Source organism: Klebsiella sp. GFKo11 (genome assembly GCF_056490265.1).
Genome location: NZ_CM151369.1, coordinates 6,090,840 through 6,112,038, shown reverse-complemented (window position 1 = coordinate 6,112,038; position 21,199 = coordinate 6,090,840). Strand labels below are relative to the sequence as shown.

Annotated in this window: 16 protein-coding genes and 1 pseudogene; 9 read left to right on the top strand and 8 right to left on the bottom strand. The window is 55.9% G+C overall.

What is annotated here, in order from left to right; genetic code table 11:
• Positions 1-85: 85 nt before the first annotated feature.
• A complete protein-coding gene (cyaA, locus tag AC07P6_RS29260; RefSeq protein WP_110276873.1) occupies positions 86-2,635 on the top strand; it encodes a class I adenylate cyclase in 2,550 nt (849 codons plus the stop codon).
• Positions 2,636-2,764: 129 nt separating this feature from the next.
• Here the strand turns inward: cyaA and cyaY are convergent, their stop codons facing one another.
• From cyaY to AC07P6_RS29240, 4 genes are all read right to left on the bottom strand, one after another.
• A complete protein-coding gene (gene cyaY, locus AC07P6_RS29255) occupies positions 2,765-3,085 on the bottom strand; it encodes an iron donor protein CyaY (RefSeq protein ID WP_478315275.1) in 321 nt (106 codons plus the stop codon).
• A 46-nt stretch (positions 3,086-3,131) separates the two neighbouring features.
• Positions 3,132-4,715, bottom strand: a complete 1,584-nt coding sequence (locus tag AC07P6_RS29250) for an MFS transporter (RefSeq protein WP_478315274.1) — start codon at positions 4,713-4,715, stop codon at positions 3,132-3,134.
• An 86-nt stretch (positions 4,716-4,801) separates the two neighbouring features.
• The gene (locus tag AC07P6_RS29245; RefSeq protein ID WP_478315273.1) at positions 4,802-6,478 is read right to left on the bottom strand and encodes an MFS transporter; all 1,677 of its coding nucleotides are present in this window, start codon (positions 6,476-6,478) and stop codon (positions 4,802-4,804) included.
• A gap of 78 nt (positions 6,479-6,556) precedes the next feature.
• A complete protein-coding gene (locus tag AC07P6_RS29240) occupies positions 6,557-8,203 on the bottom strand; it encodes an amidohydrolase (RefSeq protein ID WP_434660821.1) in 1,647 nt (548 codons plus the stop codon).
• A 131-nt stretch (positions 8,204-8,334) separates the two neighbouring features.
• Between AC07P6_RS29240 and pdxR the strand changes: the two genes are divergently transcribed.
• Positions 8,335-9,795 carry a MocR-like pyridoxine biosynthesis transcription factor PdxR gene (gene pdxR / locus AC07P6_RS29235; RefSeq protein ID WP_434660820.1) on the top strand — a complete coding sequence of 487 codons (1,461 nt, stop codon included), beginning with the start codon at positions 8,335-8,337 and terminating at the stop codon, positions 9,793-9,795.
• Between the two features lie 150 nt (positions 9,796-9,945).
• Here the strand turns inward: pdxR and AC07P6_RS29230 are convergent, their stop codons facing one another.
• The 4 genes from AC07P6_RS29230 to AC07P6_RS29215 form a co-directional block, all read right to left on the bottom strand.
• Entirely contained in the window at positions 9,946-11,337 is a 1,392-nt protein-coding gene (locus AC07P6_RS29230; RefSeq protein ID WP_478315272.1) for a hypothetical protein, read from the bottom strand.
• A gap of 62 nt (positions 11,338-11,399) precedes the next feature.
• A complete protein-coding gene (locus AC07P6_RS29225) occupies positions 11,400-12,665 on the bottom strand; it encodes a DKNYY domain-containing protein (protein WP_478315271.1) in 1,266 nt (421 codons plus the stop codon).
• Positions 12,666-12,667: 2 nt separating this feature from the next.
• Complete coding sequence (locus AC07P6_RS29220; protein WP_478315269.1) at positions 12,668-14,521, bottom strand: hypothetical protein; 1,854 nt, start codon at positions 14,519-14,521, stop codon at positions 12,668-12,670.
• Positions 14,511-14,921, bottom strand: coding sequence for a hypothetical protein (locus tag AC07P6_RS29215; RefSeq protein ID WP_478315267.1), 411 nt, complete (start codon positions 14,919-14,921; stop codon positions 14,511-14,513). Before AC07P6_RS29215 ends, AC07P6_RS29220 begins: the two co-directional genes overlap by 11 nt.
• Positions 14,922-15,050: 129 nt before the next feature.
• Here AC07P6_RS29215 and AC07P6_RS29210 point away from each other — a divergent pair.
• From AC07P6_RS29210 to uvrD, 7 genes and pseudogenes are all read left to right on the top strand, one after another.
• A pseudogene (locus tag AC07P6_RS29210) lies at positions 15,051-15,398 on the top strand (RNA-guided endonuclease InsQ/TnpB family protein); the annotation flags it as partial.
• A 132-nt stretch (positions 15,399-15,530) separates the two neighbouring features.
• Positions 15,531-15,734 carry an LPS translocon maturation chaperone LptM gene (gene lptM, locus AC07P6_RS29205; RefSeq protein ID WP_110276916.1) on the top strand — a complete coding sequence of 68 codons (204 nt, stop codon included), beginning with the start codon at positions 15,531-15,533 and terminating at the stop codon, positions 15,732-15,734.
• A 29-nt stretch (positions 15,735-15,763) separates the two neighbouring features.
• Positions 15,764-16,588 carry a diaminopimelate epimerase gene (gene dapF, locus AC07P6_RS29200; protein WP_112216144.1) on the top strand — a complete coding sequence of 275 codons (825 nt, stop codon included), beginning with the start codon at positions 15,764-15,766 and terminating at the stop codon, positions 16,586-16,588.
• Complete coding sequence (locus tag AC07P6_RS29195; protein WP_181484145.1) at positions 16,585-17,292, top strand: DUF484 domain-containing protein; 708 nt, start codon at positions 16,585-16,587, stop codon at positions 17,290-17,292. The genes dapF and AC07P6_RS29195 overlap by 4 nt, the downstream gene beginning before the upstream one ends.
• Positions 17,289-18,191, top strand: coding sequence for a tyrosine recombinase XerC (gene xerC, locus AC07P6_RS29190; RefSeq protein WP_182235561.1), 903 nt, complete (start codon positions 17,289-17,291; stop codon positions 18,189-18,191). The genes AC07P6_RS29195 and xerC overlap by 4 nt, the downstream gene beginning before the upstream one ends.
• On the top strand, positions 18,191-18,907 hold the full coding sequence (yigB, locus tag AC07P6_RS29185) for a 5-amino-6-(5-phospho-D-ribitylamino)uracil phosphatase YigB (protein WP_478315266.1): 717 nt from the start codon (positions 18,191-18,193) through the stop codon (positions 18,905-18,907). Before xerC ends, yigB begins: the two co-directional genes overlap by 1 nt.
• Before the next feature lie 77 nt (positions 18,908-18,984).
• The gene (uvrD, locus tag AC07P6_RS29180; RefSeq protein WP_181484142.1) at positions 18,985-21,147 is read left to right on the top strand and encodes a DNA helicase II; all 2,163 of its coding nucleotides are present in this window, start codon (positions 18,985-18,987) and stop codon (positions 21,145-21,147) included.
• Positions 21,148-21,199: the final 52 nt, after the last annotated feature.

Genomic DNA, 21,199 nt, shown 5'->3' with positions numbered 1-21,199 from the left:
ACGACGAATGGTGACGGTTTTTGTTGAAATACTGAAATCCTCCGTACTATTGTACGTCGGGTTTTTGAACATCAGGCGATATGTCTTGTACCTCTATATTGAGACACTGAAACAGAGACTGGATGCCATCAACCAATTGCGCGTAGATCGCGCCCTTGCTGCTATGGGACCCGCTTTCCAGCAGGTTTACAGTCTACTGCCGACATTACTACATTATCATCACCCGTTGATGCCGGGTTACCTTGACGGTAACGTTCCCCGAGGCATTTGCCTCTACACGCCTGATGAAACCCAACGCCACTACCTTGACGAGCTTGAACTGCACCGTGGAATGCTGACGCAGGAGCCGCCGAAAGGCGAACTGCCGATCACCGGTCTTTACTCCATGGGCAGTACTTCATCCGTCGGCCAAAGCTGCTCTTCCGATCTCGACATCTGGGTTTGTCACCAGGCCTGGCTGGATACCGATGAGCGTCAACTGTTACAGCGTAAATGCAGCCTGCTGGAAAGCTGGGCGGCATCGCTGGGCGTTGAAGTTAGCTTCTTCCTGATTGATGAAAACCGCTTCCGTCATAATGAAAGCGGTAGCCTCGGCGGCGAAGACTGCGGTTCAACCCAACATATCCTGCTGCTGGATGAGTTTTACCGTACCGCCGTGCGTCTCGCCGGGAAACGTATTCTGTGGAATATGGTGCCGTGCGATGAAGAAGAGCATTACGATGATTACGTGATGTCGCTGTACTCGCAGGGGGTCCTGACGCCGAACGAATGGCTGGATCTCGGCGGCCTGAGCTCGCTGTCGGCGGAAGAGTACTTTGGCGCTAGCCTGTGGCAGCTCTACAAAAGTATCGACTCGCCGTATAAAGCGGTGCTTAAAACGCTGCTGCTGGAAGCTTATTCCTGGGAATATCCCAACAACCGCCTGCTGGCGAAAGATATCAAACAGCGCCTGCATGACGGCGAGATTGTCTCGTTTGGGCTCGATCCGTACTGCATGATGCTGGAGCGAGTAACCCTCTATCTGCAAGCCATTGAAGACGAAACGCGCCTTGACCTGGTGCGCCGATGTTTCTATTTAAAAGTCTGCGAAAAGCTGAGCCGCGAGCGCGCCTGTGTCGGCTGGCGTCGTGAAGTGGTTAGCCATCTGGTGAAAGAGTGGGGCTGGGATGAAAAGCGTCTGATGATGCTCGACAACCGGGCCAACTGGAAGATTGACGAAGTCCGTAAAGCGCACAACGAGCTGCTTGATGCGATGATGCAAAGCTATCGCAACCTGATTCGCTTCGCGCGCCGCAATAACCTGAGCGTTTCCGCCAGCCCGCAGGATATTGGCGTGCTGACGCGTAAGCTGTATGCCGCATTTGAAGCGCTGCCGGGGAAAGTCACCCTGGTAAACCCGCAAATTTCACCGGACCTGTCTGAACCGAATCTGACCTTTATCCACGTGCCGCCGGGCCGTGCCAACCGCACCGGTTGGTATGTCTATAACCGCGCGCCGGATATGGAATCGATCATTAGCCATCAGCCGCTGGAATATAACCGTTATCTTAATAAGCTGGTGGCATGGGCCTGGTTTAACGGCCTGCTGACGTCACGAACTCGCCTGTTTATTAAGGGCAACGGCATTGTCGATCTGGCTAAATTGCAGGAGATGGTGGCCGATGTGTCGCACCACTTCCCGCTGCGCCTGCCTTCCCCAACGCCGAAAGCGCTGTACAGCCCTTGCGAAATTCGCCATCTGGCGATTATCGTTAACCTGGAATATGACCCGACGGCGGCCTTCCGCAATCAGGTGGTGCATTTCGACTTCCGCAAGCTGGATGTTTTCAGCTTTGGCGAAGAGCAAAAATGCTTGATTGGCAGCGTTGATCTGCTGTATCGCAACTCGTGGAACGAAGTGCGTACGCTGCACTTCAACGGCGAGCAGGCGATGATCGAAGCGCTGAAAACCATTCTTGGTAAAATGCATCAGGATGCCGCGCCGCCGGACAGCGTGGAAGTGTTCTGCTATAGCCAGCATCTGCGCGGGTTAATCCGCACTCGCGTGCAGCAACTGGTTTCCGAATGCGTCGAGCTGCGCCTCTCCAGCACCCGCCAGGATACCGGTCGCTTTAAAGCGCTGCGCGTTTCCGGGCAGACCTGGGGACTGTTCTTCGAACGTCTTAACGTCTCAGTGCAGAAGCTGGAAAACGCCATTGAGTTCTACGGTGCGATTTCGCATAACAAACTGCACGGCCTGTCGGTACAGGTGGAAACCAACCATGTCAGGCTGCCGCAGGTGGTGGATGGTTTTGCCAGCGAAGGGATTATTCAGTTCTTCTTTGAAGATGCGGATAACGATAACGGTTTTAACATCTATATCCTTGATGAGAGTAACCGCGCCGAGGTGTATCACCACTGCGAAGGCAGTAAAGAGGAGCTGGTGCGCGACGTCAGCCGCTTCTACTCGTCATCCCATGACCGCTTTACCTACGGTTCGAGCTTTATCAACTTTAACTTGCCGCAGTTCTATCAGATTGTTGATGTCGATGGCCGCGAACAGGTGATTCCCTTCCGCAGCCAGGTGATTGCCGCTGCGACCCTTGCTGCAGGTGAGGATTCCGCGACATCATCGATGTTGCAGCACTACTCTTAACCTGCCGCGTAGACCTGCCATTCGGCACGGGTTAATTTCCCATGGGCCCGGGCTACGAGTACGTGCGGTATCGTGTAGCCCGGACAGATGCGTTAGCATCGCCTCCGGGGGAAATCGAATCTTGCCGCCTTAACGAAAACTCACTTCTTCACCGGCCTGATTCGTTGCCGCCTGTTCCAGTAGATCCCAGAAGGTTTCGCCGCTGCGGTCGCAAATCCACTCATCGCCTTTTAGGTCGAAATGATAGCCGCCTTGCTTGGCTGCCAGCCACACCTGATGTAGCGGCTCCTGACGGTTAATAATGATTTTGCTGCCATTTTCAAAACTGATGCTCAGCACGCCGCCGTTGATTTCACAGTCGATATCGCTGTCGCCGTCCCAGTCATCCAGACGTTCTTCGATGGTCATCCACAGGGTATCGGCCAGGCGATGGAATTCACTGTCGTTCATGGTTCAGTTCCGCTTTTTTTTGATAGTGGCGGCAGTATAGCGCAATCTACGATGACTTCGGCAGGTCACGCAGGCGGATAAACAGGAACAAAGTCACGATCGCCATCGCCAGTAGCCCATAGCGCGTGCTCTGCATTCGGCTCTGCTGATAATGACTCAGGATGTTCATCAGATCGCTGGAGGCCAGGTTTTGCGTTTGTATAAACTGATGAAAAGCGCGATCGCTTATCCAGGGAATGAAGTTGAGATGCTCAACGATTTGCCGGGCGGGCAGGCTGATGGCCAGGTCGTGCTGTACCTGATATTTCATCAGGAAGGTTAACACGGTCAGCATAACGGTACTGATCAGCGCCATTCCCAACGCTTGCCCGATATCACGCGAAGCCGCCTGAACGCCACCTGACTGCTCGGCGTGATGATTTCCCGCGCCCGTAGTGACCAGTATTGGGGCATTGGCCGCGATTGTCCCCATTCCCGCGCCTATCAAACACAGCCCCAACGCCATAAGCGCAGGGGTAAACCCGGTTACGTGCAGCGCCACGGCGGCAATAAGAGCGCCGGACATCCCCGCAATCAGCCCCATTTGGCACTGACGACGCGGGTTTCGCTGCTGGATAAACAGCGGCAGCCCCAGAGAACAGGCGGCGAGGCAAATCGCAAAAGGGAGTATCAGCAACCCGGTTTCCATTGCCGATACGTTTTTGACGATTTGCGCAAAACTCACTACGGTGAAAATAGCGGAGCTGTAGGCAAAAAATATCCAGCCTGTGAGATATAGCCCATGACGCACCAGGCGAGTTTTCAAGAAAACGGAGGGAAGGAGCGCGTGGCCCGTTTTGGCTTCAAAATAGTGCTCCCAGCGCAGCATGATTAAAAGCACGATAAGACCGCAGAGCGTGACGAACGGGGCGGGGCTCAGGCCGAGAACGCTTACTGAGGCATCGAAGGGCATAATCAGCCCCCAAACCGGGATGCGCAGAATACCGAAAATCGTCAGGAATAACCCCAGGGTGCCTAACAGAAATCCCGGCGTATCGAACGGGATCGACGTCCGTTTCTTATCGGCGCTGGGGATGACGGTGGAGCAGAGTAAAATAAGCAGCGCCAGCAGACCAAGCGAGGCAAACGCCACGCGCCAGCCGACGTGATCGAGTAAATATCCGCATAATATTGGCCCGCAGGCGAATGAAATACCGCTGGAGGCACCCAGCGCGCCAAATGCGGTGACGCGTTGTCGCTGTTGATAAAGTGAGGAGATCAGGCCGAAAACGGCAGGGATCATCAGGCTGCCGCCAATCCCGGCCGTCAAACGCGCACCCCAGGTAAAGACGGTGATAGACGGTGAGAAAAACGCGCCAGCCTCAGCAAGGATAAAAATCAGGCACCCGATACGGAACAGCATTCGCCAACCCCAGATGCACCCCAACATGCCTCCTGCGACCATAAACGTGCCCGCAATAAGCGGGTACATCGTATTTGCGGTACTGATTTGTCCCAGCGTGGCGTGCAGGTCGCTCATCAGTACCTGAGTGGCAATGCTGAGCGTGACGTTGTCGGCAGAGGCCAGAAACTGTGCGAAGCACAGGACAATCAGGGGTAACCAGCTTGTCTTCGTGGGGTTATCGACCACAGGGGATTTCCTTGTTGATAGAAACGACAAAACGCGCCCTTCCTTGCGGGGGGGCGCGTTGTTGTTAGTTATTTTCAGGTCTTAACTCAGGTTCTGGACTTTTTCGCACGCGGTTCTTCTCCTGCGACGTCATCGGAACCTTTGGCGCGAACAGGTAGGTTTCGCGTTCCGAATAAAAACAGTAGCGTCATCACAGCGGTGGCCATCATGCCCGCCCGCGTGGCTTTCAGGCGCGCGGTTTTATACACTTGATTGAGTTCAGTGACATCTTTTTGCTTCACACCCTGATCCAGCATCAGCTTAGTAAAACCGGTGTCGCTGAGGTAAGGGATCACGGACATATTCGCCACCTTCTGCTGTGTATCCTGGCTTAGCGATGCGTCGTTGCTTGCCATTCCCTGTACCGTCATGGTGATCGCCGTCAGCATCACCATACCGCAGACCGCAACGCCGATGGCCTGGCCTACGTTACGCGATGTTGCCTGTACGCCACCGGACTGTTGTGCATCTCGTGCTGGCAGAGCGCTGGTTACAATATAGCTGGAGTAGGCGGAAACGATGCCCATGCTGACGCCTATCAGACACATCCCTACCGGCACGATCATGCTGAAATCAGACGGACCGAAGCCGAAGATACACAGGACGGAACCGAGCGTACCGATCAGCAACGCGCTCTGGCACATCCGCTTTGGATTGGCGTTTTTCCACACAATCGGCAGACCCAGCGAACACACCACCACGCCCAGCGCAAACGGCAGGATCATCAGGCCGGTTTCGATACCGTTCAGCCCGGCGACAACCTGCACAAAGCTCACGGTAACGAAAATGCCGGAACCATAGGCAAGGAAGATAAACGCGGTCAGATAGAGGCCGTTACGCACCTGCGGCGTGGTAAGGAACGACAGCGGGATCAGCGCGCTGCCGGTCGTGGCTTCACGATGGCGCTCCCATTTCAGCATAATCGCCAGCACGATCAGGCCAAACAGCACCAGGAACGGCGCCGGGCTTAGGCCCATCACAGTGAACGGTGCGTTAAACGGCGTGAACAGACCCCAGCTCGATACTTTCAGGAAGCCGAGGATCACGCTGAACAGGCCGATAACGGTCAGAACCACGCCCGGCAGATCGAACACTACTTTACGCTCCGGTTTCGCAGGCGTCGGGACCAGAAATGAGCCGCTGAAGATGACGATGCACAGGCAGGCAATGGCGGCAAAGGCCGCGCGCCAGCCGAGATGATCAACCAGCAGGCCGCAAATCAACGGCCCGGCGGCGAAGGAGACCCCGCTTGCCGCACCGATGGCACCAAAGGCGATAGCCTGCTGACGACCCTGATAGTTACTGGCGATAAGCCCCAACACGGACGGGATCATAAAGCTCCCGCCAATACCGGAAAGCAGGCGAGCGCCGTAGGTGAAGACGATCATATTCGGTGAGAAATAGGCGGTCAGCTCGGCAAGGAACAGCAGCGCGCAGCCGATGCGGAAGGTTTTTTTCCAGCCAACGATAAGCCCGGCCATACCGGCGGCGACCATCAGGGAACCTGCGGCCAGTGAGTACATGGCGTTGGCGATGCTGATAAGATCCATCGAGGCGTGAAGGTCTTTCACCAGCGCGCCGGTAGCGATGCTCAGGGTGGCGTTATCGCCGGATGTCGATAGCTGGGCGAGACACAGCACCAGCAGCGGCAGCCACTTCATGGCGGTGTCAGCGGAGGCATTATGCGATGCTCCCGCAGAGTAATTAACGGATTTCTTTGTCATAACTGTGTTCTGTGGTTAATTTCAGGCAATAGCTATCCACCCAACGCTGGCGCTGGGTGGATAAAGCTCGCAAAAGGTTTACTGGATTGGCTGTTTCTTACCGCCCAGCACGGTGCCCCATACCTTCACATCTTTAAGCTGGACCGGCTCGATGGCCTGCGGATCGTCTTCCAGCACCGTGAAGTCGGCGTATTTGCCGCATTCGATGCTGCCGATCAGATGATCCATTTTCATGGTCCACGCTGCGCCCAGAGTCATGGCGTACAGGGCTTGATCAACGGAGATTTTCTCCGCTTCGCCCAGGACGCGTCCGGAAGCGGTGAGGCGGTTAACTGCGCACCAGCCGGTGAACAGCGGGTTGATAGGCGTGATACCGCAGTCGCTGTGGAAAGCGAAAGGAATACCGTGACGTACCGCGCTGCCGCAGGCATCCATGCGCATCGCGCGCTCTGGGCCCATGGTTTTGCTGTAGTGCTGATCGCCCCAGTAATAGACGTGATTGCTGAAGAAATTCACGCACATACCGATCTCTTTAATGCGCTTGAACTGATCTTCACGCAGCATCTGCGCGTGCTGCATCACTGCGCGGTGGTTAACTGCCGGAATGCGGTTCAGGGTCTTCTCAACAGCTTTAATAAACGCTTCCGAAGCCTCGTCGCCGTTACAGTGGCAGTGAACCTGGTAGCCGCGGGACATAATGTCGTAGACCTGCTGCTCCACCTCTTCCGGGGTGGCGTTCCACGCGCCGTTATGGCCATCCAGATAATAGAACGGTTCCAGCATACGTCCGGACCCGCCCTGGATAGAGCCGTCGAGGAAGATTTTCATCGGGCCGAAATGCATTTTTTCGTGACCGTGGCGCATCACGTCCGGGGCGAAATCCAGCGCTTGCTGGAAGGGTTTCTTCACGAACGGAGGACCGTAGGCTACCAGCAAGCGAATCGGGAAATCCTCTTCGCGGGTCATGCGGATGTAGTTGGTCATCAGCTCAGGATTGCTGAAATCGGTCAGACCCATATCCGCCGCGCTGGTACAGCCCGCGCGAAACGCTTCCTGGCCGAAATTGGCGATGGCGATTTCGGTGGTCAGCTCGTCCCAGAAACCATATTTATTTAGAATCGGCCCCATGGCGGCAAATTCCACCAGCTCGCCGTGCAGTGTACCGTCTTCGTTTTTCACCACACCTTCAATCTGGCAGTCGTCAAAAATCCCGCAATCGTGCAGCGCGGCGGTGTTGGCGCCCATCAGGTGGATGCTCATATGGATAACGGCGACCGGACGGGTAGTGGAGACGCGGTCCAGATGCTCGCGGCCCAGCTTCTCGCTGCCGAAATAAATCGGGTCAACGCCCCAGGCGATCAGCGGCGCGTGCGGGTCGGTCATCGTGCGCTCAACGGCCTGCAACGCGCTGACGACGTCATCAAAAGAACGGCAACCCTGCCAGATTTTACCCGTATGGTCCGGGCGGTCGTAATATCCGACGTAAGGGAACTGCCACATGCCGCCGCCGGTGACGTGTGAATGGGCTTCAATCAGGCCAGGCATCAGCACTTTGTCGGCAAAAGTGTTGTCCAGTTGGTATTCGCCAAAACCGGTGAGTTCTTCAAGCGTGCCGGTGCCTAAAATACGGTCGCCGCGCACCGCCACATGGGTGGTTTCCGGGCGATTCGGGCACATCGTAATGATTTTCTTCGCGGCAAAAATCGTGATTGCTGATGCTGACATAGTAGGCTCAATCATTCTGGGTTCTGAGAGTGATGAAAGACGTGCTTTCATCATGAGTATTAATACATCTATGCTAATTGTCATATTGGATGTATAACAGGGCCAAAAACCCACGATATTAAGGTGCCAATTTGTCGGTCACTCTGCCTTTTGATTTAACTGGGATTAAGCTGGATGCTGGGCGAAAACGTAGCGAGCAGCTCTATCGGGCGCTGAGAGAGAAGATGATGAGCACGCCCGGTCTCCACGGCGCGAAGCTGCCTGCCACGCGTGAGCTGGCGCGGCTGCTGGGCGTTTCGCGTAATACGGTGGTATCGGTCTACGAACGTTTATATGCCGACGATTTGATTGAGACCCGGCAGGGCGATGGCACCTATATTCGTTTTCGGGGTCAGGAAGTGGAAGAAGGCCCGGAGGTTCCGGAAATTCCCGCTTTGCGCGTCGACTCGCGTTTACCCCTGACGGCGCGGTTTAACCGCCATTTTGTTCACGATGGCCCGCCGAAGGCATTTCGCATTGGTATGCCAGCGATTGACCATTTTCCGTTTGAGACCTGGTCCCGGCTGCAAAACCGCTTCTGGCGGCGTCGGCCTATCGCGCAAATGGGCTATGGCGTACCGGCAGGCGATTTACAGCTGCGAGAGCTTATCGCCAGCTATCTGCATACTTCGCGCGGCCTGAAGTGCGATCCGGCCCAGGTGATTATTACCCTTGGCGCGCAGCAGGCGATTATGCTGTGCTCCGCATTACTGCTGCGTGCGGAGCAGGATGTGATCATGGAAAACCCCTGCCACTGGGCAGCGGCGGGCGTATTTTCCTGTTTGGGTTTGAATATTAAAGCGATCAACGTGGATGATGAGGGGCTTCAGACGCAACAGCTGGCGGATTATCCCGATGCCAGGATGGTCTACGTCAGTCCGTCATGTCAGTACCCGACCGGTGCGACGCTCTCGCTGCCGCGGCGCATGGAACTGCTGGAGTGGGCCAGACAGCATCAGGCGTGGATTATGGAAGATGATTACGACGGTGAGTATCGCTATAACGGCACGCCGCTGATGCCGCTCGCCGCGCTGGATAACCGCCATCGGGTTATTTATATCGGTTCGTTTTCCAAAGTGATGTATCCCGCGCTGCGCCTGGGCTACATGGTCGTTCCGCAACAGCTGGTGGAGCCGCTGAACCTGCTGCGCACGCTATCGACCCGCCAGCCGCCAATGAATGACCAGCAGGTCATGGCGAGCTTTATTTCGGAAGGTCATTTCCAGCCTCATATCCGCCGGATGCGCAGAATCAGCAAAAGCCGTCGCGATCTGCTGTTGGCCGAGTGGAATCAACATCTGAGCCATATTGGCGTGATGCCGGAGGTGGCCTCGGGGCTGCATGCGGCGATTACGCTGGATGATGCTGAAACCGAAAATCGCCTTGTGAGCCAGGCTCAGGCGGCTGGGGTTGAGATTACGCCGCTGAGCGCGCTGTGGATCCCGGGTACCCCGGAAAGCCGCCACCATTACGGTATCGTGCTGGGATTTGCTGGCGTCATGGAGGCGGATATTGTGCAGTCGATACAAGTGCTCAAAAAATGCTGGGAGTAAGTCTCGGAAGCGGCGTTGCGCGCTGGTTCCCGGAGGTGATGCTGCGCATCTGTCCGGGCTACCGGTCCGCAAACGACGGTAAACCTGTAGGCCCGCCGCCCGGCAGAATTGCGAGTACGATGTTCAAACCAGGTTTGTTATCAGCCTCGCTTATCTCTTTTTCTCCGCTGTGCTGTGGGGGATGAATCCTCTTTCGGCACCGTAGCGACTATATTTACCTTCATCGATAATCAAATCGTCAAAATCGTCTATATATGCCGCCTCAGGCCGCGCCGTTTTATAGCGCCACATATCGCCTTCCAGGAATGCATAGACATAGCGATCGTCATGAGCGAATAGTTGAGAAAACTCGCCGTCGGACCGTTTTATGCGCACCATCTTGCCAGCGGTCCGGACGGTTAAAACGCTATCCTCGCTCACCACATAAGCGCGATTGCTATCGGTAACGTTAATCCCGGTATCCAGCTCTAACTCCGGGTCGGCAATTTTGATAATGCTCAGGCGCTGGTCCAGAAAATCGCGGTCTTTCACGATATAAACCCGATCTTTGTACTGCGCTATCGCGCGGCTAATAACGTTAAAATTTTCTGGGTCGACGTCAGGCAGCGTTTCTACCCGGCAATCGTTGCCGCGCGGGGTGGCGGTGCGGGTACGCCACGTGACTTTGCCCAGTTGCATATCAAAAATATCGGTGCAGTTCCGGCCATACGAAAGGCGCTTTTCGCCGTGTTTATCGCGATAAATCAGCAGCGAGCCGGGTATCCAGCGCACCACCTCAAAGGAATCGGGATCGGCGTTAATCGGTTCGCCGTTGATAAACACGCGGTTGGCGTTGCGCACGAGGGTATCCCGCGGCCCGGCGTTACGGGCCGGTTCGCAGGAGCTGTAGCTGATGAGCGACCCCCTCTGATCCCATGATTTCAACCCCAGCAGGACGAAGCCGTCAGCGCTATCCAGGCGGCGGCCGTGATAGTAGAGGTTGTACCGATCTTTCACGATGTCGCTGGCGTCACCTTCAGCTAAATCGCCGCCGATCTCTTCCAGCGTTGCCATATCCAGCGGGTTGTCTGAGGGATTATCGTCAGTACGTTCGCCGTCAAAGTAGAGGCTATGTTTATCGGCGGCGAAGCGGCCATAGGCACGAAAGCTGGCGGCATCGACTGCTGGCGCGCCCGGCGGGTTGCGGACAATTTTCCCTGCCCACAGAATATGCTGACCGTCGGTCATCCAGTTGAAATACCAGCCGATATACTCCCGGTATGGCAACATGATCTCATCGGCGAAACCGTCGTCGCGGTCTCCATCTGGTGCAGCCATATCAGGAATACGACGTAGTTGGTGCCAGGATACGTCTGGCAAGCGGGTGACGTAACGGTCAATAACGGTTTTCTCTAGCTGTCTGTCATAGCCTACGGTCACGTATGCCGTGCCTTTGCCCGATTTCCAGTATTCAAACCAGCTTCCTTCCCGCCCTGAACACGCCAGCGCGCTGGAACTCAACAGCAGGAAAACCCCGGCGGGAATCACGTTTTTCTTTAACATAAAATCATCCCTGATTGCGCTGCGACGGCGTCCATGTTTTTTCCTGCGGATCGTATAGCTCTTCAACGGCATCCATTTTTTTTGCGCGTGGCGGAGTTATAGATATCCGCGCTGGCGGGGAGCGTCATACGATAGCGATACAGCATATCGTCGGGTTCGAAGGCGTAAATATAGCGGTCATCATGGGAGAAGATATAGCCATAGCGCGGTTCCTTCTTACCCATTGTCGCCAGCCTGCCGTGGGTCTTCACCACCAGCATCTCGTACCTACCGATAAAGTAACCGTGATTTTTTCCACCGTTGGTGCGTTCACTTAGCGTCATATGCGGATCGTCCAGCGCCATAACGCTAAGTTGCTTGTCCTCAGCGGCGGTTGATTTCATCTGATATAACCATCCCGGCGACGAGGCCATCGTGGTGTTTATGCGGTAAAACTGTTCAGGATCGACGCCGGGCAGCGTCTCAACCTGGCAGTTGCCGCGATTGGTGGCCGTGCGCTTGCGCCACGTCACCTGTCGCGACTGAATATCGAAATTCTGGCTGCAATCCTGCTCTTCGTTGTCGATGACGTAGTGGTGCTCGCCGTTTTTATCGCGATAAATCAGCAATGCTCCCGGCAGCCAGCGTACCACCTTGAAAGAAGCGGGAGCGGCGGCAATGGCGACGCCGTTCACGATAACCTGCTGCGCGGTCAGTACGATAAAATCCACGCCCCAGCGGGTCCGTAGCGGGTTTGCCTCGCGCGAACCATCGCTGGCCCAGCTTTTCCAGCCCAGAATATCGAAGCCGTCTGCGCGGCCCAGCCAGCGTCCCTGGTAGTAAAGATTGCGTTTGTCCTTGAGCATATTCTCGACTTTGGTGACGACGAGCGTTGCCATGTCGACCTGTTTTTCGCCGCGATTATCATCGGTACGCTGGCCGTCGAAATAGAGGCTATTTTTATCAGCGGCGAATTTGCCGAAGGCGCGAAAGCTGGCAACGTCCGCGCCAGCCACTTTTTTACCCGCCCACAGGATTTGTTGGCCATCGCTCAGCCAGGCGTGGTGATAATCGCAGATCGCCGGGATGCCGCTGAGAGTTGTGCTACAGGAAGAGGTATCGGTATTGATATTGTTCAGCGGTCTCGTTTCTTTCGGCAGCGCTAAATCAGCAATGCGCTGCAAATGGGCAAAGTCGACGCTGGTAAGGCGGGAAATAATCTCCGGCGGTTCACTTTGGGCGGTATACAGCGTCTCTTCACCCTGCTGCTGGTAGTGAAATTCTGCTGCGTGAGCCAGCGGTATTGCCAGCGACAAAAAGGCGGTAAACGCCATGCATGGTTTTTTCATCATTATCCCTGGCACGCTTGTACAAGAGTTAGCTCAACTGAATTTATATCTGAGTGTTCTCTTGTAAAATATGAATGAGCCGGGCAACGGCTGGCGCGACGGTAAAGCTGATTGCCGCTCCAGGTATATACATAACGATCGTCATAAGCTGTCCTGTCATCGTTGAGATGTAGCGCTCCGGCAGTTGCAAAGACCTGCACGCCATCGTTGCGGATAAAATAGCCATGGTTTTGACTAGCAATAAGTCGGTCAGCGATCTTAGGTATTGATGTATCCATGGAGATGATTTCCTGCACCTTTTCGCCAAAAAATGTGAGTTTATTTACGTAGAGACGATCCTGATATTGTGTGACGTTCTCCGTAATGGCGTGAGATTGCGCCGGGTCGAGGCCCGGTAGCGCCCCGGTTGGTGTTTTCTCTTTATGCAATTTGTCTCTGGGTTCGAAAACGTCCCGGTAATATGTCCCCTCAAGAGTCACTAACAGGCCGCCCTCGACGTGCGCATACTGTGGCCATGCCGTGACGTAGCGATAAAGTTGCGTACCGGTGTGGACATAAACGTAGCGATCATCGCGGGCATACCCGTTGTTAAGCAGCACCAGCGGCCCGCAGGATTCGAAAACTTCGAATTTTCCATCATTGTCGAATATTTCGAGTCTTCTATCATTGCTGAGCAGATAACCGTGACGCTTACCGGCGTTAAATCGTTCATCGATCGTCAGATTTGGGTCATCCAGCGTAATAACGTCGAGGTACCTTTCACCGAACTCCGTTTTTTTCACCGTGTAAAGACGGTCCTGGTACTGTGCAACGTTGTGGTTAAGCGGATGGAATTGCTCCGGGTCGAGACCGGGGAGGGTCTCCATCTGGCAGTCGTCGCCTTGCCACCCTTTACGCCACGTCACTCTGTCTTCCAGCATATTGAAGTTGGCGGAGCAGTCCTTGCTGCCCAGCGCATGCTTTGGCGGTAGTGTATTGGGTTCCATCAACGGCTGGCGTTTAACGCCGCTTTTATCGCGATAAATCAATACGCTGCCGGGGATCCAGCGCACAATGGCGAACGATGCGGCATCGGCATCAAGGAGACGACCGTTGATAAACATCTGCGTATCGGTACGGGCGAGGGTATCCCACGGGCCGTAAGGTGAGGTCGTACAAGGATAGATTGCGTAAAATTTACCGCGCTGATCCCAGGGTTTTTGCGCCACGACGGTGAAGCTGCCGGGATTATTTGCGCGATGCCCTCGTAGATAAAGATGCTGCCGGTCGCGCAGAACGGTAGCAAGTTCGGGGGCATTGAAGTTGGCGGACCACGGCGAATTCACCGAACTTAGCGTCGTCATCTCTACGCCGGGGTTATCCTCGGTACGTTCGCCATCAAAATAGAGACTATGCTTATCGGCGGCGAAGCGGCCAAAGACGCGAAAGGTGGCGGTATCGACCGGCGGTGCGCCAGTGGGGTTATGCAGAATATGGCCTGCCCAGAGGATATGGCGACCATCAGAGTGGTATGAGAAGTAGGGCTGGTCTGCATTCTCCCCTTCAGAGATGAAATCGGTAGCCAAATCGGTTAATGGTTCTTCGAAAGACCACTCCGACTGTTTATCCTGCGCTTTCGCCAGATCCGGCAGGCGGCGCAGGCGGTGATAGTTTACTTCCGGCAGGCGGGCAATAAGAGTGGGTGTTTTTTCCTCGTACGGGTCAATGCGGTTATACACCACGCCGCTCTCCTGCCGCTGGTAAGCATTATGTGGCTCGAGTCCCAGAGAGCATCCCCATGCAACGGGAGTGAGCAGAGGCAGCGTAATCGCTGCCCAGAACGCGTGTTTGCGCATGATGAGGCAGTTAATCAACATACTCGCTACCATTCCACTGAAGAACGACATTTGAATTGCAGAGCAGATCGTGCATGCCATGATGTGTCTTACCCAGAGTGCTGATTCTGGAACACATATAGCTAATCGCGATGGTGTTACCATCATGAGCCGCGATATCGCAGGTCAGAACCGGCAAAGAGCTGGCGGTATAGCCGCAATCGTCTTTACCGCAGGCGGCGGGCGGCGTGGTGGTGGAGTAGTTGCAGTTAAACGTTTCCTGGATACCGTCATCGTTGATATCGAACTGGCGACTGACATACTGGCTATTGGGGTCGAGCTTTCCTGCGTCGATGATGACCGTTGCCGGTTGGGCGGCCCAGGCGGGAGGCCAAAAGAGCGCTAACGCAATAATGCCAAACAGACTTTTACTGAACATCATGCCATCCTGGCTGCGGGCAGAGGGAATTGCTCGTCAGCAAAGCATAATTCCCCTGGCTATACTGCTTCTGCGATGTTGAAAGTGTACTTTTCAGATTTCATCAAATAGCCTTCTGGAGACCTCGCCTAAGTTTGCATCGAATCCCTGAAGGTGAAGAACATGCTCCGCAACCGGTCGCTGTCCAGAGCGATAGCAGACGCAGGCTGGGGTGAATTTACGCGCCAGCTCCGGTACAAAGGCGAATGGGCCGGGCGTTCGGTGGTCGCAATCGACCCGTTTTTCCCATCCTCAAAACGCTGTAGCTGTTGCGGCTTCACCATGCAAAAAATGCCTCTGGATGTTCGTAAATGGTCCTGCCCGGAATGCGGCGCAGACCATGATCGCGACATTAACGCGGCGCGTAATATCAAAGCTGCCGGGCTGGCAGCGTTAGCCCACGGAGAGCAGGTAAATCCTGAATCGCGTCACGCGGCTTAGGTTCGGCTCTGTGAAGTAGGAATCCTCGCTGTTTACGGCGGGGAGCAGTCAAAAAGCTGCCCTAAATGCTTGCGTTTACGTCTTCTCCTGCGATGATAGAAAGCAGAAAGAATGAATCACGGGCAACTATCCATGAAAAATGTTTTCCCAACGCTTGCCGTTTTATTAGCGGTCCTCAGCCTCACCGGCTGTGGCCTGAAAGGTCCGCTTTATTTCCCGCCAGCGGAAAAAACGGCACCCCCGCCGACCAAACCGGTTGATAGCGGTATCCAGAGCTCTACGCCGGATCGTAACGATCGCGGTGATAGCGGCGGCCCGACCCAGGTAAATTACTAACGTTCTGTTCCGCGCAACTGGAGTAGATAATGCAGTTTTCTAAAATGCATGGCCTTGGCAACGACTTTATGGTCGTTGACGCGGTAACGCAGAATGTTTTTTTCTCACCGGATCTGATTCGCCGCCTGGCGGATCGGCACCTTGGCGTGGGTTTCGATCAACTGTTGGTTGTTGAACCGCCTTACGATCCGGAACTCGATTTCCATTATCGTATCTTCAACGCTGACGGTAGCGAGGTGGCGCAGTGCGGCAACGGTGCGCGCTGTTTCGCCCGCTTTGTACGCCTGAAAGGCCTGACCAATAAACGTGACATCCGCGTGAGCACGTCAAACGGTCGTATGGTATTAAGCGTAACGGAAGACGACCTGGTGCGCGTGAATATGGGTGAGCCGAACTTCGAGCCATCGCAGGTGCCGTTCCGCGCCAACAAAGCGGAAAAGACCTATATTATGCGCGCTGCTGAACAGACAGTATTGTGCGGCGTGGTGTCGATGGGTAACCCGCACTGCGTTATTCAGGTCGATGACGTGGAAACCGCGCTGGTGGAATCGCTCGGCCCGGTGATGGAAAACCACGAACGCTTCCCGGAACGGGCGAACATCGGTTTTATGCAGGTGGTCAGCCGTTCCCATATCCGTCTGCGCGTGTATGAACGCGGCGCGGGTGAAACTCAAGCCTGCGGAAGCGGTGCCTGTGCGGCGGCGGCAGTGGGTATCCAGCAGGGATTACTGGGTGAGGAGGTTCGCGTGGAATTACCCGGCGGGCGTCTTGATATCGCCTGGAAAGGCCCGGGCCAACCGTTGTATATGACTGGCCCGGCGGCACATGTCTATGACGGATTTATTCATTTATGAAACAAGTCGGGGAAGAACAGCAGGAAATCATCGGCACGCTGAATGACCGCGCAGTGGTGGACTATCTGTTGCAACATCCTGAATTCTTTATTCGTAATGCGGCTCTGGTGGAGCACATGTCTGTTCCGCATCCGGTGCGTGGTTCGGTCTCGCTGGTGGAGTGGCACATGGCGCGGGCGCGGAATCATATCAACGTTCTGGAAGAGAATATGACGCTGCTGATGGAGCAGGCGACGGCGAACGAAAGCCTGTTTCAGCGCCTGTTTCACCTGCAAACGCGGCTGGCTGCGGCCGAGAGCCTTGATGATATGCTAAACCGCTTTCATCGCTGGGCGCGTGAGCTGGGGCTGGCGGGCGCGACGGTGCGTCTGTTTCCGGATTGCTGGCGGCTTGGTGCACCATCCAAATTCACTCATCTGGCGCTGAGTCGCCAGGCGTTTGAACCTATCCGTATTCAGCGTCTTGGGCAGCAACGCCATTATCTTGGTCCGTTGAACGGCCCTGAACTGCTGGTCGCGCTGCCGGAAGCGAAAGCCATCGGTTCGGTCGCAATGTCGCTGCTCGGCGGCGATGATGCTCCCGGCGTCATGTTCTTCAGCAGTCGCGATCCCCAGCACTATCAGCAAGGTCAGGGAACGCAGCTGTTGCAGGAGATTGCTTCAATGCTCCCCGGATTGCTGGCGCGTTGGATTGAACGCGCATGACCGATTCTCCTCTGTTTGCCTCCGTAGAGCGCTTCTTACGTTATCTCGGCGTGGAGCGTCAGCTGAGCCCGATTACGCTGCTGAACTACCGGCGTCAGCTGGATGCGCTTATCGCGCTGGCGGAAAATACTGGGCTTAAAAGCTGGCAGCAGTGCGATGCTGCCCAGGTTCGGGGTCTTGCGGTGCGCAGCCGCCGTCTGGGGCTGGGGCCTGCCAGCCTGGCGCTGCGGCTTTCTGCCTTACGCAGCTTTTTTGACTGGCTGGTGAGCCAGGGTGAACTGACGGCCAATCCGGCGAAGGGCATCTCCGCGCCGAAAGCGCCACGCCATTTGCCGAAAAATATCGATGTCGACGACGTTAACCGACTGCTGGATATCGATCTTAACGATCCGCTGGCAGTGCGCGATCGGGCGATGCTGGAAGTGATGTACGGTGCAGGGCTGCGTCTTTCGGAGCTGGTGAATCTCGACATTAAGCACCTTGACCTGGAGTCAGGCGAGGTGTGGGTAATGGGCAAAGGCAGCAAAGAGCGCCGCCTGCCGATTGGCCGCAACGCGGTGGTGTGGATTGAGCACTGGCTCGACCTGCGCGGCCTGTTCGGTACCGATGACGACGCGCTGTTCTTATCCAAACTGGGTAAGCGAATTTCCGCGCGTAACGTGCAAAAGCGCTTTGCCGAATGGGGCATTAAGCAAGGTCTCAACAGCCACGTGCATCCGCATAAGCTGCGCCACTCCTTTGCCACCCATATGCTGGAGTCGAGCGGCGATCTGCGCGGGGTGCAGGAGCTGCTGGGCCATGCCAACCTCTCTACCACTCAAATCTATACCCATCTTGATTTTCAACACCTTGCCTCGGTGTATGATGCGGCGCATCCGCGCGCCAAACGGGGGAAATAATGCGTTTTTACCGACCTCTGGGCCAGATTTCAGCGCTGACGTTTGACCTGGACGACACCCTTTATGACAACCGCCCGGTGATTGATCGGACGATGCATGAGTCGCTGAGCTTTGTGCGCAGCTACCATCCTTCTTTAAGCCAATTTGACGCCAGCGAACTGCACCAACTGCGCCAGACCCTGCTAGCGACAGAGCCGGAGATTTACCACGATGTGACCGAATGGCGGCGTCGCGCGCTGGAGCTGGGGATGATCAACGCCGGGCTTTCTGCGGCGCTGGCGAAAACCGGTGCCGACGAGGCGATGGCTAGCTTTGCCTACTGGCGCAGCCTGATCGACATCCCGCAAGAGACGCATGATACGCTGGCGAAACTCGCTGAAAAGTGGCCGCTGGTGGCGATTACCAACGGTAACGCCCAGCCGGAACTCTTCGGCCTGAGCGACTACTTCCGCTTCGTGCTGCGCGCGGGCCCGGATGGGCGCTCTAAACCCTTTGCCGATATGTATCATCTTGCGGCAGAACGGCTGACGCTTCCTCTGGGGGAAATTCTTCACGTCGGTGATGACTTAACGACCGATGTGGCAGGCTCGATTCGCTGCGGCATGCAGGCTTGTTGGATCAAACCGCAGGGCGCAGACCTGATGCACACCGCCGACAGCCGCCTGCTGCCGCACATTGAAATTTCACGGTTGGCATCTCTGACCTCGCTGATATAATCGTCAGTAGTTCTGTATAAATTAACAGTAGCCCGGTGAACTGAACGTTGCCGGGCGTCTCATTTCCGGCGGTGCCAATGGACGTTTCTTACCTGCTCGACAGCCTCAATGACAAACAGCGTGAAGCCGTTGCGGCAACACGTACTAACATGCTGGTGTTGGCCGGGGCGGGCAGCGGTAAGACGCGCGTGCTGGTACACCGCATCGCCTGGCTGCTGAGCGTTGAGAACTGTTCGCCTTACTCCATTATGGCGGTGACCTTTACCAACAAAGCGGCGGCGGAAATGCGCCACCGTATCGGCCAACTAATGGGCACCACCCAGGGCGGCATGTGGGTCGGCACCTTCCACGGGCTGGCGCACCGCCTGCTGCGCGCTCATCACCTTGATGCTAACCTGCCGCAGGATTTCCAGATCCTCGATAGCGAAGACCAGCTGCGCCTGCTTAAACGCCTGATTAAGGCGATGAATCTTGATGAGAAGCAGTGGCCGCCGCGTCAGGCGATGTGGTACATCAACGGTCAGAAAGACGAAGGGCTGCGCCCGCATCATATTCAGAGTTACGGTAATCCGGTTGAGCAGACCTGGCAGAAGGTTTATCAGGCCTATCAGGAAGCCTGCGATCGTGCCGGGCTGGTAGATTTTGCCGAGCTGTTGCTGCGCGCTCATGAGCTGTGGCTCAACAAACCGCATATTCTCCAGCACTACCGCGAGCGCTTTACCAATATCCTGGTGGACGAATTCCAGGATACCAACAACATTCAGTATGCGTGGATCCGCCTGCTGGCGGGCGATACCGGCAAGGTGATGATCGTCGGCGATGACGACCAGTCCATTTACGGCTGGCGCGGTGCGCAGGTGGAAAACATCCAGCGCTTCCTCAACGACTTCCCGGGCGCTGAAACTATCCGCCTGGAGCAGAACTATCGTTCGACCAGCAATATCCTCAGCGCGGCGAACGCCCTGATTGAGAACAATAGCGGGCGTCTGGGCAAAAAGCTGTGGACCGACGGTGCCGACGGTGAGCCGATTTCGCTCTACTGTGCGTTTAACGATCTTGATGAGGCGCGCTTTGTCGTCAACCGCATCAAAACCTGGCAGGAAAACGGTGGTCAGCTGGCGCAGTGCGCGATTTTGTATCGCAGCAACGCCCAGTCGCGCGTGCTGGAAGAGGCGCTGCTACAGGCCAGCATGCCGTACCGTATCTATGGCGGTATGCGATTCTTCGAACGCCAGGAGATCAAAGATGCGCTCTCCTACCTGCGCCTGATTGCCAACCGTAATGACGACGCGGCGTTTGAACGCGTGGTGAATACCCCAACGCGCGGTATCGGCGATCGTACCCTGGATGTGGTGCGTCAGACCTCGCGCGACCGCCAGCTGACGCTGTGGCAGGCCTGTCGCGAGCTGCTTAAAGATAAAGTTCTCGCCGGTCGTGCCGCCAGCGCCTTACAGCGCTTTATGGAGCTGATTGACGCTCTGGCGCAGGAAACCGCCGATATGCCGCTGCACGTGCAGACTGACCGGGTCATCAAGGATTCCGGCCTGCGCACGATGTACGAGCAGGAGAAGGGCGAGAAAGGCCAGACGCGTATCGAAAACTTAGAGGAACTGGTGACGGCAACGCGCCAGTTCAGCTACAACGAAGAAGATGAAGACCTGATGCCGCTACAGGCGTTCCTTTCCCACGCCGCGCTGGAAGCGGGCGAAGGGCAGGCGGACACCTGGCAGGACGCGGTACAGCTGATGACCCTGCACTCGGCGAAAGGGCTGGAGTTCCCGCAGGTGTTTATCGTCGGCGTGGAAGAGGGGATGTTCCCGAGCCAGATGGCGCTCGATGAGGGCGGACGCCTGGAAGAGGAACGCCGCCTGGCCTACGTTGGCGTGACGCGTGCGATGCAAAAACTGACTCTGACCTATGCCGAAACCCGCCGCCTGTATGGCAAAGAGGTTTATCATCGTCCGTCACGCTTTATCGGCGAACTGCCGGAAGCGTGCGTGGAAGAGGTGCGGCTGCGCGCGACGGTCAGTCGCCCGGTGAGTCATCAGCGCATGGGCACCCCGATGGCGGAAAACGACACTGGATATAAGCTGGGCCAGCGCGTGCGCCATGCTAAGTTTGGCGAAGGTACCATCGTGAACCTCGAAGGCAGCGGCGAACACAGTCGTCTTCAGGTCGCGTTTCAGGGGCAGGGGATCAAGTGGCTGGTTGCTGCCTATGCCCGGCTGGAAACAGTGTAACATTAAGAAAAATATCATTATTTTGTAATATTCTGCTACCTTTGTACGTTAA